General features: G+C 61.0%; 12 protein-coding genes and 1 pseudogene. 7 read left to right on the plus strand and 6 right to left on the minus strand.

Annotation, left to right across the window (positions count from 1 at the left end):
* Positions 1-10: 10 nt before the first annotated feature.
* Positions 11-301, plus strand: coding sequence for a transposase (locus JWS14_RS47380; protein WP_206017099.1), 291 nt, complete (start codon positions 11-13; stop codon positions 299-301).
* A 773-nt stretch (positions 302-1,074) separates the two neighbouring features.
* On the opposite strand, the gene JWS14_RS47385 is transcribed toward JWS14_RS47380, so the two are convergent.
* From JWS14_RS47385 to JWS14_RS47400, 4 genes are all read right to left on the minus strand, one after another.
* Positions 1,075-1,260: a hypothetical protein gene (locus JWS14_RS47385; RefSeq protein ID WP_133988310.1), complete on the minus strand. Its 186-nt coding sequence runs from the start codon at positions 1,258-1,260 to the stop codon at positions 1,075-1,077.
* Between the two features lie 518 nt (positions 1,261-1,778).
* Positions 1,779-3,023: an IS256 family transposase gene (locus JWS14_RS47390; protein ID WP_206017100.1), complete on the minus strand. Its 1,245-nt coding sequence runs from the start codon at positions 3,021-3,023 to the stop codon at positions 1,779-1,781.
* Positions 3,024-3,269: 246 nt separating this feature from the next.
* A complete protein-coding gene (locus tag JWS14_RS47395) occupies positions 3,270-4,691 on the minus strand; it encodes an amidase (protein ID WP_206017101.1) in 1,422 nt (473 codons plus the stop codon).
* Positions 4,692-4,902: 211 nt separating this feature from the next.
* Entirely contained in the window at positions 4,903-6,366 is a 1,464-nt protein-coding gene (locus JWS14_RS47400) for a purine-cytosine permease family protein (protein ID WP_206017102.1), read from the minus strand.
* Between the two features lie 347 nt (positions 6,367-6,713).
* Between JWS14_RS47400 and JWS14_RS51365 the strand changes: the two genes are divergently transcribed.
* Positions 6,714-6,842: a hypothetical protein gene (locus JWS14_RS51365; protein ID WP_259376166.1), complete on the plus strand. Its 129-nt coding sequence runs from the start codon at positions 6,714-6,716 to the stop codon at positions 6,840-6,842.
* Positions 6,843-7,039: 197 nt separating this feature from the next.
* Here the strand turns inward: JWS14_RS51365 and JWS14_RS47405 are convergent.
* A pseudogene (locus JWS14_RS47405) lies at positions 7,040-7,232 on the minus strand (transposase); the annotation flags it as partial.
* 210 nt (positions 7,233-7,442) lie between these two features.
* Here JWS14_RS47405 and JWS14_RS47410 point away from each other — a divergent pair.
* Both JWS14_RS47410 and JWS14_RS47415 read left to right on the plus strand, forming a co-directional pair.
* Positions 7,443-9,464, plus strand: coding sequence for an NADPH-dependent 2,4-dienoyl-CoA reductase (locus JWS14_RS47410; RefSeq protein WP_206017103.1), 2,022 nt, complete (start codon positions 7,443-7,445; stop codon positions 9,462-9,464).
* A 131-nt stretch (positions 9,465-9,595) separates the two neighbouring features.
* On the plus strand, positions 9,596-10,153 hold the full coding sequence (locus JWS14_RS47415; RefSeq protein WP_169693675.1) for a PadR family transcriptional regulator: 558 nt from the start codon (positions 9,596-9,598) through the stop codon (positions 10,151-10,153).
* On the opposite strand, the gene JWS14_RS47420 is transcribed toward JWS14_RS47415, so the two are convergent.
* Positions 10,147-10,971: a crotonase/enoyl-CoA hydratase family protein gene (locus tag JWS14_RS47420; RefSeq protein WP_133988305.1), complete on the minus strand. Its 825-nt coding sequence runs from the start codon at positions 10,969-10,971 to the stop codon at positions 10,147-10,149. The two genes, JWS14_RS47415 and JWS14_RS47420, sit on opposite strands and share 7 nt — an antisense overlap.
* A 165-nt stretch (positions 10,972-11,136) precedes the next feature.
* On the opposite strand from JWS14_RS47420, the gene JWS14_RS47425 reads away from it, so the two are divergent.
* Genes JWS14_RS47425 through JWS14_RS47435 form a run of 3 tightly spaced genes read left to right on the plus strand, consistent with a single transcriptional unit; the run spans position 11,137 to position 14,564 of the window.
* Entirely contained in the window at positions 11,137-12,264 is a 1,128-nt protein-coding gene (locus JWS14_RS47425) for an acyl-CoA dehydrogenase family protein (RefSeq protein ID WP_133988304.1), read from the plus strand.
* Positions 12,261-13,034: an SDR family NAD(P)-dependent oxidoreductase gene (locus tag JWS14_RS47430; RefSeq protein ID WP_206017104.1), complete on the plus strand. Its 774-nt coding sequence runs from the start codon at positions 12,261-12,263 to the stop codon at positions 13,032-13,034. Before JWS14_RS47425 ends, JWS14_RS47430 begins: the two co-directional genes overlap by 4 nt.
* A gap of 12 nt (positions 13,035-13,046) precedes the next feature.
* Entirely contained in the window at positions 13,047-14,564 is a 1,518-nt protein-coding gene (locus JWS14_RS47435; protein WP_133988302.1) for a class I adenylate-forming enzyme family protein, read from the plus strand.
* The last annotated feature ends 4 nt before the right edge of the window (positions 14,565-14,568 follow it).

Consider the following 14,568-nt stretch of genomic DNA (forward strand, 5'->3'; position numbering starts at 1 on the left):
CGCTAACTCGGTGTCCACTTTTCGGGGGGAACCTCAGATCGGCTGGGCGAGACGGTCCCGGATCCCGGAGTTCGTCGAGTTGCAGAAAAGCATCCTCGCCCACAAACCCGCCATCCTCGCCGCCATCGAACACGGGCTCTCGTACGGCCGGATCGAATCGGTCAACACCAAGATCCGCCTCATCACCCGCCGCGGCTTCGGGTTCCACACCCCCGAAGCCGTCATCGCACTCGCAATGCTCAGCCTCGGGGGCGCCCGGCCACAATTACCCGGCCGAACCCAACCACGAATGAGTCAGTAGAGCCCAAAAAGGCGCGCCCAAGTGCAGCGACGCCATCCTCGTCTCCCTCTGAGGCATGACCGCCAAAAAGGACGGCGACATGTAAGGGCGATGACGGTAGGCGTGCGCGCATGCAGTGCCGTCGCTGTATCGAAGTGACGAGGTGTCTGAACGTCGAGGAGTGAAGTAGGAAGCTATCGGCTCGCTGGTGAGGGTGTCCTGTACCGCTCGGACACCCGTTCGCGCCCCGTCCTCGGGTCGGCGCAACTCCGCGGGATCGTCACTGTCTCCAAGCCGGTTCGGATGTTCCATGGACGTGTCGGGGTGACGGACACGAGGTCGGACTTGCCTTCCGGTTCATGCCGACCTCGAGTCAGTTCACCACGTTTGCAAGACTAAACGCCCCCTCGAGATCAATCGTATAGCCGACGAAGTCGGCCACCTACCGCGCATATCCCCCCTCGACTGGGCACAACCTGCGGACCTCTTCGCCGACGCTTGCAGGCACGGCGAAGAATTCTCGAACAATGCTGGGAGTGAGCGGAGTTCAAACCCAAACGACGTCTCGATCGACCTCCGACAGCAGATCATCCACCGCCGGAGCCGGTTCGGCGGTGGCAGAAGTAGGCCGAGTTCGCCCGCGCCATAATCTGCACTGGACACCCCGGCGGTGCTGGCGCAGCCGACGGCCTCCGAGTGAGCAGTCGCTCGCCGGTGTGCGATGCGGTGTTGCCGCGGCGCAGGCGGGCGCGGACGATGACCAGCGACGCGACCGGGTTCGGGGCGCCCGCCCGTTAAGCGTTCAAGCCACGGACGCCCGAGTATTCGAACTCGGCGGCCTGCTCGCCGCAGCCGTGCACTTCACCGATGGTGTCGTCGACATCGACGAACAGCATCTGATCCGCCCCGTCGAGCATGTCTGGGACTCGGGCTGACAGGCTGACGAGCAGGCGTGCGGCGATGGTCGAGTTGCAGGACATGGCCGTGGGTGAAGGACGAAAGAGGGCTTCCCGGTGTGGACGGAGCCCGCACCCCAGCGAAGAGCCGGTTCGTGGCACCGTGGCGAAGAACGTCGAGGTCGTCGAGGCTGTCCGTGCCTGCGAGAATCCCTGCGCCGATGCCGACGGACTTGACCACCGGGTTCGGTGTATCGACGCCCAGACGTCGGTCGAGTAGGTCGTGCAGGCCCGCGGTCTCGGCCAGCTGCATCACCGGAACAGGCGTGCGACCGAGACGAGGTTCGGATCATCGAAACCGGCGTGACGGTGTGAGCAGCTTTCCCCTGCGAGATTCTCCTGTCCTGGTGCCGGAATCTATTGTGTGGCAACTCAGAGCTTCCTGCCCTACAGGGGCTCTCGTGTACGCTCCGCTCACACAGTCAGGCTGACGGTGGATCAGAGCTGAAGCAGGCCGAAGCTCGGTTCGAGCGACCTGCCACATCCGGTCAAGTCCTTGCGGGTGGTGTACGAGGGTCGTCGCGTGACTCCTCGTTGGTGAGTCAGGCAGTCAAGGCCGGTGTCACCTCCTCGGTGGACTCGGTGCTGCTGTCGGTGGGCTTGTCGTTGCGGGAGCGGGCCAGAACGTCCAGGCCGAGATAGCGGCGTCCTTCGATCCACTCGTCGTGTTGTTCGGCCAGGACCGCACCGACGAGCCGGATCAGGGCGGTACGATCCGGGAAGATTCCGACCACATCGGTTCTCCTGCGGATTTCCTTATTGAGGCGCTCCTGCGGATTGTTGCTCCAGATCTGTTTCCAAATCTGTTTGGGAAATGCGGTGAACGCCAACAGGTCCGGTCGTGCTGCGTCGAGGTGGTCAGCGACCCTCGGCAACTTCTCCGACAGTGCGCCGATGATTCGATCATATTGGGCATGAACAGAATCCGCGTCGGGTTGGTCGTAGACCGAGTGCAGCAACGTCTTCACCCAAGGCCACGATGCCTTCGGGGTCACCGCCATCAGGTTCGTCGAGTAATGGGTTCGACACCTCTGCCACGAGGCGCCCGGCAGGGTCGCGCCGATCGCCGCCACCAACCCGGCGTGCGCATCGGAGGTCACCAACCGCACCCCGCTCAAACCGCGGGCGACGAGCGATCGGAAGAACGCCAGCCAGCCGGCACCGTCCTCGGACGAGGTCACATCCACGCCCAGGATCTCGCGGTAGCCCTCGGCGTTGACGCCGACCGCGACCAGGGTGTGCACATTCACCACCCGACCGTTCTCCCGCACCTTGAGCACAAGGGCGTCGGCGGCGACGAAGGTGTACGGCCCGGCATCGAGCGGGCGGCTGCGGAACGCCTCGACCTGGGTGTCGAGGTCCTTGGCCATCACGGACACCTGCGACTTGGACAGGCTGGTGATGCCCAACGTGTCGACGAGCCGGTCCATCCGCCGGGTGGAGACCCCGAGTAGGTAGCAGGTGGCAACCACGGTAGTCAGAGCCTTTTCGGCGCGTTTGCGGCGCTCGAGCAACCAATCGGGGAAGTACGAACCGGACCGCAGCTTGGGGATCGCCACGTCGAGGGTTCCGACGCGGGTGTCGAAGTCGCGGTGCCGGTATCCGTTACGCGAGTTGGTGCGCTCGTCGGAGCGTTGTCCGTAGCCGGCGCCGCACAGTGCGTCGGCTTCGGCGCCCATCAGGGTGTGGATGAACATCGTCAGTAGCTCGCGCAGCAGGTCGGGGCTTGCCCCGGTGAGTCGGTCGGTCAGGATCTGCTGCAGGTCGATATCGTGGGCACTGGTCATCGCGTCTTCCTTCATCGAGTGACTTTGGTAGGTCTCTCGAAGAGTCACGCGATGGCCACCTTCGTTGGCTACGACACGCCGGTCAGATGCGGAACCGGTTCATACACCATCTTCATGGACGCAACCCCACATCCGAGGATGGACAGCTCAGTGCCCACCGATATCGCCCGACGACCGGGCATCGCCGTCAACCAAAGGTTCGGCAACTGGCAGAAGCAACTTCCCGTCGCCAACGTGTCGCGGAGGCTACGCCTTGCCCGACGTGTCTGAAACGGCGAACAAGGGTGCAGTCTTGCCGAACTGGCCGAAAGCTTTTTCGTATGCGTTGCCGGCGCGCAGGACCGTCCTATCCTCGAGCGGACGACCAACTACCTGCATCCCGATGGGAAGACCGATTTCCGTCATTCCGATGGGCACGGATAGGGCAGGTAGACCCAACACATTTGCTGGCGCGGACAATCGCATGTAGCTCTCAGTCAGCGCCTCGGATGACCCGTCTGGCCATGTCACGTGTGTGTGATCGTGACGAGCGGGTGAGGAACTCAGCGTCGGGGCCGCCAGGACATCAATCTGCCCAAACATCGAACGCCACGCGTTCTGCATGAGCGCCCGTCCTCTGAGCGCCTGAATGTAATCCTTGGCGAATACGAACTCGCCGGCTTCCAACATCGTGCGTACCTCCGGGGTATAGAGATCGCCTGAGCTGCGGAGCATTTCGGAATGATATGCGTTGGCCTCTGGAAGAAGAATCGCCCACTCCAGCGCTTCTACGTAGTCAGTCATCGGGACTTCGATCTCGACGAGACGCGCCCCGAGCTGCTCGAATTGGCCGAGAGCAACCTCTACACGACGGACGACTTCACTGTCCACTCGGTCGAAGTAGAAGTTGCTGGGAACACCGATACGCAATCCGGAGACGCCACCATTGAGATCGGCTGAGTAGTCGCGTGCCTCGAGTTTCAGACTTCCCGGATCCTGGTCGTCATACCCTGCCATTGCGGTCAAAGCTAGCGCGGCGTCTGCCACGTTACGAGTGATGGGTCCGGCGTGGTCGAGTGACCACGACAAGGATGTGACGCCGCGCCGGGAGACTAGACCGTACGTCGGTTTGAGCCCAACCATTCCGCAGAAGGCGGCTGGGATGCGGATTGAGCCTCCGGTGTCGCTTCCGGTGGCCATTAGACACGAACCTGCAGCCACCGCTGCAGCTGACCCGCCGCTGGATCCGCCAGCGATAAATTGAGTGTTCCAAGGGTTGCTCGTGCCGGGTGTTACTCCACCGAAGGCGAACTCGTGGGTATGTGTTTTCCCAACGATCACCGCGCCTGCCGCAGTGAGTTTCTCCACCACAGCGCTGTCCTGAGTAGGCACGAATGCGTCACGGACGCGTGAACTAGCAGTGGTGGGAAGACCTCGCATATTGTACAGATCTTTGATGCCGATGGGAATGCCGTGAAACGGACCCCTGTAATGGCCCGACGAAATCTCGTGCTCGGCCACTTCTGCGGCTGCCCGCGCATTCTCGGCGAGTGTCAACGCGTAGGCGTTCACAAGCGGTTCCGTGGCTTCCATTCGATCGAGCACGGAAGCAGTCAGTTCTACTGGAGACAGTGCTCGAGACTTGATCAGGTGGGATGCTGCAGAAACCGACAGCTCATATGGTTGCATGCTCGTCTACTTCCAACGGGGGTCGAATGAGGTGGCAGGCGCTGTCTCGCCGCACTGTATGTGTGAGACTTTGCGGATGAACGAGTCGGCATGGTTCGCGGCCTCACACAGCTCAGAAAGTCGATGGTTCTCGACCACCAGATTGACTGTGGCGCTGAGCCGACGGATGTCGTCTACGTTATGGCGGGGTGTGGTCACTGTGTCCCTTTCCTCAGACGGACAGCGGGTCGTGGTCGTCGTCAGCCTCATCCAATGCGTTCACTTCGGTCTGGGTTGCAGTACGTTTCGGTGTGTAGTACCGACCGCCGGTCGCCCTGGTCAGCGCAATGTGAATAATGGGACCGACGATCATTGCAACAAAAGAGGCGAAGTAGATCGGATAGATCCCAATGATTCCCATGGCACCGATAGTGACCGCAACTCCAAGCGACGTCAGGCCGCATGGGTTCCATTTCGGGACTTCTTTTTCGTGAAATTCGACGTTCTCGGGCTTACCGAGTTTCATCCAGCGCCGACACACGAAGTAGTCCGCGAGGATGATGAGCACCCAGGTATTGGTGAGAACGCCGGCAATCGCGAGGAAAGTACCGAGATGGTTCAAAACGTTGGTGACATAGAACAGAACTCCCACACCCCAAATGAGGAACATCCACCAGGGGCGGCCCGGCTTGATCTTCGCTGCCACCTCGAATCCGCTAGCCAAAGCAATCGAACCTGAATAGAGATTCATAACGTTGACGCGGATCTGTGTGACTACAACCAGAATAACGCCCAGCAGCCCAATTACGTTGACGAATAGGTAGCCGGGGTCCTGAGCGTACGACTGGGCGTCGGGACCGCTGAGCTCGCTGTACAGGTTGATGCCAAAGAAGCAGCCGAGTCCGATGACGATCAGCATGGGAATGAGTTCGAAAATCATGATCGAGGCGGTTCCACGGTATCGGATACGCTGAGATGCGAACCGTCCGTAATCGGTTGCCATCAGCCCCTGGAAGATGACCTGTCCGTTCGCGAGGCTGAGCGCGCTCATCATCGCGGCGAATGTGAGAGGTTGAGTCGCGGTCCAATCTCCAATGCCGACCAGATCGCGATCCCTGGAAAATATGTATACCGCCCACCCTACTGTGATGACGAAGAAGGGGAATCCCCATTTTTGCAGGAAGGACATTGCATGCATGCCGCGCCAGGCAAATGCAATTGTGACAAGTCCGAAGGCGGCGTAGATGAGGGTTCCGTTGAAGGAGTCGATAGGGATTTCGAAGTATATGGCAATTGCGTGGGAAACGATGGTGCCTTCGAAGAGGAAGTAGTAAACGTAGTTAATTCCGTATATGAATGACGTGACGGCAGCGCCCCTACTTCCGAATCCGAGGCCGCGGCTGAGTAGGTTGGGAGATAAACCCTCTCGGGATGCTACGCGCATCGTCAACATGCCCGTCAGTACTGCGCCGATGACGAAATAGCCGATTGGTATCAGGATCAGGGGGAATCCCACCAGGAACAGGTGTTGAGCGCCGTAGGTGAACCAGAACATTGCGGTTGCGCCACCGAGGAGGACGACGCTGATGGCAGGGATTGGCCATCGTTGATTCGTTGGAACTCTTTCGGTGGCAAAGCTTTCCACTTGATCGTCGATCGAGGTCGCGGGGCCGCGTAACTTCGCTTTCAGGGACATGGATGACTCCCGGGTTAGGATGCATGCTGCTGTGGACGGACGTGGAACCGTCGCAGCGGAGATTTATTCACGACGTTGCGAGGGCGCCGACCGTGAGGATCGGCATGGCGGAGAAGCTCGTCATCGGGTATTTCAGGGGACAAGTACAGCATGCCAACCAGGAACGCGCAACCGGTTGTTCTCTCGGTTTTGGTAACCATCGACGTCGGCGTGCGGTTGGCACTGTGTGCGTCATTGCCCCTATCCCGGATCGGAGGTTCGGGCATCGGTGCGGGGTGTACTCGTCATCCTTGGTGACCGACGCGTCGGACCAGCAGCGGTCTCGGGCGTCGGTTTCGAGGGCCTGGATGTCGGCGCCAGGTCCCGGCCGGACCGTAGTCGACGACGCTGCCGACCTCGAGATCGAGCAGTTCCCCGACCCGCAACCCTGCCCCGCGGAGCACCGCCAACCCGATGCGGGCGAACGGATCCTCTAACCCGGCTACAGTGCTCATCACCATGGCGTCGACGTCGGGTGCCGGCGCGCGAGGCGACGGGCTGGTGCACGTCCGCACGGTCAATCGTCTGGCCCTCTCCGATCGAGCCGACACCGGCAGCATGCGCCCCACCCGGCCGTTGGCCATGGATCTCACGCCGCGGACGGAATCATGTCGCCCAAGGGCCGGTTAATCGATCGTGGATCGTTGCTCCAGATCTGTTTCCAAATCGGCTTCGGAAAAGCCGTGAACGCCAACAGGTCCGACCGTGCCGCGTCGAGGCGCTCGGCGACCTTCGGTAACTGTCTCCGACAGGGCGTCGATCATCCGATCATATTGTGCGTGAACGGAATCTACGTCCGGCTCGTCGTCGACCGAGTGCATCGTAGTGGCGCGGCTCTTGAATCCAGGGCGAAACCAGTTCGGAGCTGTGGCAGGTGAGGGCTGATCTATTGCTCGGGAGAGCGTCGCAACGTCAGCGATGCGCCGAGCGATCTCGGTCATTCGAGCGGCGTAGAGGTCTCTGTGCATGCGAACCTGCATTATGCTCCTTAGTGCATAATAGGCGAAACTACTCACTCCAAACACAGGAGATCTTTGATGACCCACTATCCCCGACTCTTAGAGCCCCTCGATCTCGGCTTGATCACACTGCCGAACCGAGTGATCATGGGATCGATGCACTTGGGTCTCGAGGAAGTGGCCGACGGTTTCGACCGCATGGCTGAGTTTTATGCCGAGAGGGCCCGGGGGGGTGTAGGGCTCATCGTCACCGGGGGCATCTCGCCGAACGATGATGGCAGGCCTTGGGATGACGGTGCAGCAATGACCAATTCGGACGATGTGACGGCCCATCGAGTGATCACCCAGGCAGTCCATGCCGCCGGCGGGCGTATCGCCATGCAGATCCTTCACTACGGTCGGTACGCGAAGCACGCCCGGCTTGTCGCCCCAAGTCCGCTGCGCGCCCCGATCAATACGTTCGTCCCGCGGGGTCTGGACTCCGCCGAGGTCGAAGCCACGATCGAAGACTTCGTCAACGCGGCGGAACTTGCTCGTCAGGCCGGCTATGACGGGGTGGAGATCATGGGTTCGGAGGGATACCTCATCAACACGTTCCTCGCGTCCTGCACAAACGAACGGGACGATGAATGGGGTGGCGACGCTCAGAGTCGTGCGCGGTTCGCACTCGAGATCGTGCGGCGTACCAGGGCACGCGTAGGCCAAGATTTTCTTGTCTTGTTCCGGCTCTCGATCCTGGACCTCGTTCCGGGTGGCTCCACGCTGGCTGAGACGATCGACCTAGCCAAGCAACTTGAGCTGGCGGGTGTTGACATCCTCAACACTGGAATCGGCTGGCATGAAGCTCGGGTTCCTACCATTGCGACCTCGGTGCCGCGCGCCGCGTTCGCGACAGCGACCGCCAAGATCAAGGCTGCGGTGGGCATCCCGGTGGTCGCCAGCAATCGAATCAACGCGCCTGACGTCGCGGAAGACCTGCTGGCGCGTGGGGCGGCCGACATGATCTCCATGGCTCGTCCGTTTCTGGCCGATCCCCAGTTCGTAGCGAAGGCTCGCGACGGGCAGGCTGAGCGGATCAACACGTGCATTGGGTGCAACCAAGCGTGTATTGACCACACGCTGAGCGGAAAGATCACATCCTGCCTCGTCAACCCTCGTGCGTGCAACGAGACGATGATTGATCTTGCGCCCACACGCAAGACGAAGGACATCGCCGTCGTCGGTGCCGGACCGGCTGGGATGGCGTTCGCTTTGGCCGCAGCACAGAAGGGTCACCGGGTTGTGCTCTATGACGCTGCCTCTACGGTCGGCGGTCAGTTCGACCTCGCCCGTCGCATTCCTGGAAAGGAGGAGTTCAACGAGACGCTCCGGTACTTCCGTGCCGAGCTGCCGCGGGCGGGAGTCGACCTACGACTCGGCTCATGGATCGACGCGCAAGAACTGATCGAGGGGGACTTCGACGAGGTGGTCCTGGCTACGGGAATCGTTCCCCGGGCCCTTGAGCTCGATGGTGCAGACCATCCGAAGGTCGTGACCTACCTGCAGGTCTTGCGCGAGGAGGTATCTCTGGGTACCCGAGTCGCCATCGTCGGTGCCGGAGGTATTGGCTTCGATGTAGCCGAGTTCGTCACTCAAGAGGGAACATCCGCAAGCCTCGATGTGGCAAAGTTTTACGAGCACTGGGGTGTTGATCCGACCTTCGAGGCGTCCGGTGGTGCGGTGCCTGCGCACCCTCACAGCTCTGAGCGGCAGGTCTATCTGCTGCAGCGGAAGGCCTCGAAAGTCGGTGCCGGTCTCGGCGTCACAACTGGGTGGATCCATCGCGCTGAACTGGCCGCTCGGGGCGTCAAGACCATGTCCGGTGTGGCGTACGTTCGCGTGGACGACTCGGGAATCCACCTGGTGGTCGACGGAGAACCGGTGACGTTGGAGGTGGACAACGTGATCGTCTGCGCAGGTCAGGAGTCACAACGAGGTCTGCTCGCCGATCTGAATGCAGCCGGCGTCACGGCCCATCTGATAGGTGGTGCCGATGTGGCGTCAGAGCTGGACGCTAAGCGAGCCATACATCAGGGAGTTACTCTCGCCGCTGCAATCTGATCGCCGTTCTCGCCGGGCGCGCCGTCGGCCCCATTGTGGGGCCGCGGTGCACCGAGCGTGTGCGGCGGGTCAAACGATTGCGGGTACCGTGCTTTCAGCCGTCGGGTTCGCGCCGATCTTGGAGAGGGCATATGTCGCTGCGTCATGCCATACTCACCGCTCTGCTTGAGCGGCCGTCGTCGGGGTTCGATCTGGCGCGGCGCTTTGACAGATCAATCGGCTACTTCTGGTCGGCCACCCACCAGAGCATCTATCGCGAACTGGCAACGCTGGAACGCGAAGGGCTCATCGAATCGCTTCCGCAACCGCCTTCGCGAGGCAAGCGCAAGCTGTACGAGGTGCGGCTGGCCGGGCGCTCGGCACTGGTCGCGTGGCTCGGGCAGTATGAGGAGCCCGAACGGAGCCGGGATGCACTGCTTGTGCGACTACGAGCCGCCTCAGTAGTTGGGGCAGGACCACTCGTGGAGCAGATGCGGTTGCATCGCGAGGCTCACGAGGAGCGACGAGCGGAGTACCTGGAGATTGCCGAACGTGACTTCAGCGATCCTCACCCGGACGCGAGTGCACAAATTCAACATTTGATCTTGCTTGCCGGCGTCGGGCTCGAGACGTACTGGATGACGTGGCTGTCAGACGCGATAGAGCTACTCTCCGAAGTCGACCGCAGCGGCCATGCCGAGGATCAGTGACCGGTGAAATTTGCTGTTCGACGTTCCAGGAATGCGTTACGTGCCTCAAGGAGATCTTGGCTCGCCATGAAGGCCGCGTTCCATGCGGCCACGAACCTGAGTCCAGCTCTCACGCGGCTCTCTCGTTCATTGCCGAGCACCTCCTTGATGCCAGAAAGCACAAGAGGGGAGTTCCTCGCCATCTGTTGAGCGAGTTGCGCTGCGGCCGTATACAGAGCTTCGCTGTCGGTGAAGGCGCGGTTGATCAGGCCGATCTGTTGCGCCTCATCGGCCGCGATGTCCCGTCCTGTTAGCGCCAGGTCGCGAAGGTGCCCGTCGCCGATGATCCCGACAAGACGTTGAAGGCTGCCGAGGTCGGCGACCATGGCCATACGGGTCTCTCTGATGCTGAACTTGGCGCTCTGCGTTGCGAGCCTGACATCGACAGATGAGATTAGATCCACTCCAGCGCCGATGCACCAGCCGTCCACGGCGGCAATGACCGGCTTGCTGATACTGGCAACGCTGGAAAATGCCGTTTGGAGTTCGATGATGGAACGCAAGAACGCCTGACGTTCGCTAGCGCTTGCTCCCGGCCTGGCTAGGTCAAGCAAGGGATGCATGTCGACCAGGTCGAGCCCGAATGAGAAGTTGCCCTCACCCCCACGGACGATGATCGCGCGTACATCATCGTCGTCTTCCAGCCAGGCAAATGCCAAAGGCAACTCTTCGAAGTGCGCCACGCCCATCGATGGATTCGAACCGGAGTTGAGCAGCGTGACCGTGGCGACATGCTCCGACACAGAGATCTGAAGCGCCGAGTAGACGGGAGGCTGCATGCCGTTTTGTCCTTTGTGTCTTGTAGAGGCGGGGTGCCGTTCGTTGCGAGCCCCCTTGCTCATGAGAACGTACGACATTTCGTTAATCTTGACAATAGTGATTCACCATTATACAAATTGACGAGCCGAACGACGGTGAATAATGCCTCAAGTGAGTAGGTGCACATGCTGACGGATCTCCAGCTTTCGGTACGGGATGTGACGCGCAGCTATGTGGCGCGCGAAATCTCGCCGCATATTCAGCAGTGGGAGAGCGAGGGTGAGGTACCCGAAAAGGTCTGGCGGGGACTGGGAGAGCAGGGGTTCTTTGGCCTCGCTGTCGATCCAGACTTCGGTGGCGCCGGAGCAGGAGTGACGGCATGGGCACTCATGATCGAAGAGCTCGCCCAGGGTGATTGCGCCATCGCCAACCAGGTTGGCGGGACTAACTTTCCGTTCGGATCGAAGCTGGCCGAGCTTGGTACTCCTTGGCAGCAGGAGCAGTTTCTCAAGCCGGCCGTCGCAGGGGAGTACTACATATCTCTGCTACTGAGCGAAGCGCATGCTGGCTCAGATCTTTCCCAGATTCGCACCAAGGCGACTAGGCGAGACGGCGGCTGGGTCATCAATGGGGAAAAGGTTTGGATCACTGGCGGGGCGACCTCGGGAGCAGGAATCTTGCTAGCGACGACCGATCCAGATGCAGGGGTCCGCGGATTGACGCTATTCCTTGTCCGGCCCGACATGCCGGGATACAACGTGATCAGGCGCGAGCCGAAAATGGGTCACCGCGTCATGGATATCTGCCAAATCTCCCTTGATGACCTCGAACTCACCGATGATCACGTTCTGGGAGAGGTGGGGACGGGTTATCGCAACATCCTTGACGGCTTGGATACCAGCCGAATCGGAGTCGCGGCGCAAAGCGTCGGCGTCGCGCAGCGAGCGTTCGACCTAGCACTCGAATACGCCAAGGAAAGGGCGACTTTCGGCAAACCGATCTTCCAGCACCAGGCGATTGGCTTCAAGCTCGCCGAGATGGCAACCAGCATCGAGGTCGCACGACAGATGTATCTGAGGGCGGCAGCTCTGAAGGAGTCTGGTGTGCGTTCGGTACGGGAATCGGCCATGGCCAAGCTTTTCGCCTCCGAGATGGCCGAGTCTGTATGCAGCGATGCTGTGCAGATCTTCGGTGGCGCCGGATTCGCTGGCGGCGGAATGGTGGAGAAGCTCTACCGGGACCAGCGGATTTTGCAGATCTACGAAGGGTCCAGCGAAGTCTTGAAGATGCTCATCCAAAGGGAGCTGGCATGACTCGACAGCTGAAGGACAAGGTGGCGTTGGTGACGGGCGGGGGCAATGGAATCGGGGCAGCCATCGTGAGACGGCTGGCCGAGTCCGGAGCGTCAGTCGGCATCATCGATCGCGATGAAGCGTCGGCGCGGGCGATTGCTGCCGAGCTGGAGGCAACTGGTGTGACCACTGCGATCGTGGCGGCCGACATCAGCAACAACTCTGCGGTCATCAGTGGCGTCAATGCCATTGAGGCAGCCCTGGGCCCGATCGACATCCTGGTCAACAACGCTGGATGGGACTCTCTGAAACCATTCCTCGACAATGATGAAGCCCATCGTGACCTGATCATCGACATCAACCTGAAGGGCCCGATCAATGTGACACACGCCGTGCTCGCCAAGATGGTCGAGCGTGGCCGGGGCCGTGTCGTCACGATCTCGTCGGATGCCGGACGCGTCGGATCCACCGGGCAAGCCGTCTACTCGGCGTGTAAGGCAGGCATGATCGCCTTGACGAAGTCGGCCGCCAGGGAGGTCGCGCGGTACGGGATCACGCTGAACGTGGTGGCGCCCGGTCCTACGCGGACCAGAATGATGGCCGAAGCCCTCGATGGCGACGATGCGAGTGCCAAGCACGTTCTCGAGCGGATGACCAAGGCGGTGCCCATGCGTCGAATGGGTGAGCCTGAAGACGTCGCTGGGATAGCAGTATTCCTTGCGACCGACGATGCTTCATTCATTACGGGCCAGGTCATCAGCGTGTCCGGTGGCCTCACGATGCACGGCTAGAGGGGCTAGAGGATGAACGTCGTTGAATTCATGGTGGGGCTTGAGACGGCCGTTGGTGATCGTCCGATCATCTACTTCCGAGATCGTGGTGTGACGGCCAGTGCCTTCAGAACTCTGGTTTCAGAGGCGGTTGCAGAGCTGGATGCAGCTGATGTCGGTGTCGGCGATCGGGTGGCGCTGTTGGCCGCGAACCGTCCGGAGTGGCTGGCGATCTACTGTGCCTGTCTGGCACGGGGTGCAACCCTGGTTCCCCTCAACCCAGCCTTGTCAGAATCGGAGGTCGCCTTCATCCTCGATGATTGTGCTCCGGTACTGGTCATCGTCGACGACAAGAGCCTGCCTCAGGTTCCAGATGGCCTAACGATCCCGGTCGACGTGCTGGTTGACCCTGAGGCTCGGTCATGGGACGAGGATGAGAGGAGCAGTTGGCCCCAGGTCGTCGATTTGGACGACATGCACCCTGCTCTGATCCATTACACCTCTGGCACTACCGGCCACCCGAAAGGTGCGGTGCTTCCGCATTTGGGAGTCGCGGCCACGCTTAGCCGAACGACCACCTGGGTCGGCTCCACGGTGGACGACACGATCCTCATCAACGGGTCGCTCGCGTTCATCATGCACTCGACGATCGCCGCGATGGGGCACATCGCCATCGGCGCGACAGTTGTCCTGCAAGAGCGTTTCCACCCGTCAGAGGCGATCCAGGCGATTGACCGCTACAAGGCCACGGTCATCATGTGGGTGCCGACGATGTACGTCATGGTGTGCGAATGGATCGAATCGAATCCGTCCGATCGCGTCGGGTCCTTGGCTAGCCTGCGGGCATGTGTCTCGTCGGCAGCGAGTCTGCCGTGGAGCCTGGTGGAGCGTATGCGTGCCGCTACCGGTAAGACGATCTACAACGCTTGGGGAATGACGGAGGGCACCCCGCTGACAGGATTCCCACCCGGGTCTTCGCCGGTTCCCGACTCAGTCGGCCCCCCGATCGGGGACAGCGAGATCCGCATCCTCGACGCACACGGATCCGAGGTCGCGATCGACGAAGTCGGTGAGATCACCTTCCGCAGCCCCAGCAACATGATCGAGTACTTCAACCGGCCCGAAGCCACGAAGGAAACCATCATCGACGGCTGGGTGCACTCCGGAGATCTCGGTCGTCGCGATGAGGACGGGAACATCTACATCTCCGGACGGATCAAGGACATGATTATTAGCGGTGGTGCGAACATCTACCCCGCCGAGATCGAATCAGTGCTGACGGATCACGAGGTGGTGGCAGAGGCCGCGGTGATCGGAATTCCCGATGAGCGATTCGGGGAGATCCCGGTGGGCTACGTGGTTCTTCGAAGTGGTGAAGTAGCAGATGGCGAGGTTCTGAAGGACTACTGCAGCTCCCGTCTCGCCTCCTACAAGGTCCCCGTGTGGATCGCAGTTGTCGATGACCTACCTCGCGGCCCCACCGGCAAGACCTTGAAACGCGTACTGCGTGACCAGACCGATGTTGCCAACAAGCCTCCAACCAAGCACTGATCGG

Origin of the sequence: Rhodococcus koreensis, assembly GCF_017068375.1 — a bacterium.
In the GTDB taxonomy this organism is placed as follows: domain Bacteria; phylum Actinomycetota; class Actinomycetes; order Mycobacteriales; family Mycobacteriaceae; genus Rhodococcus_F; species Rhodococcus_F koreensis.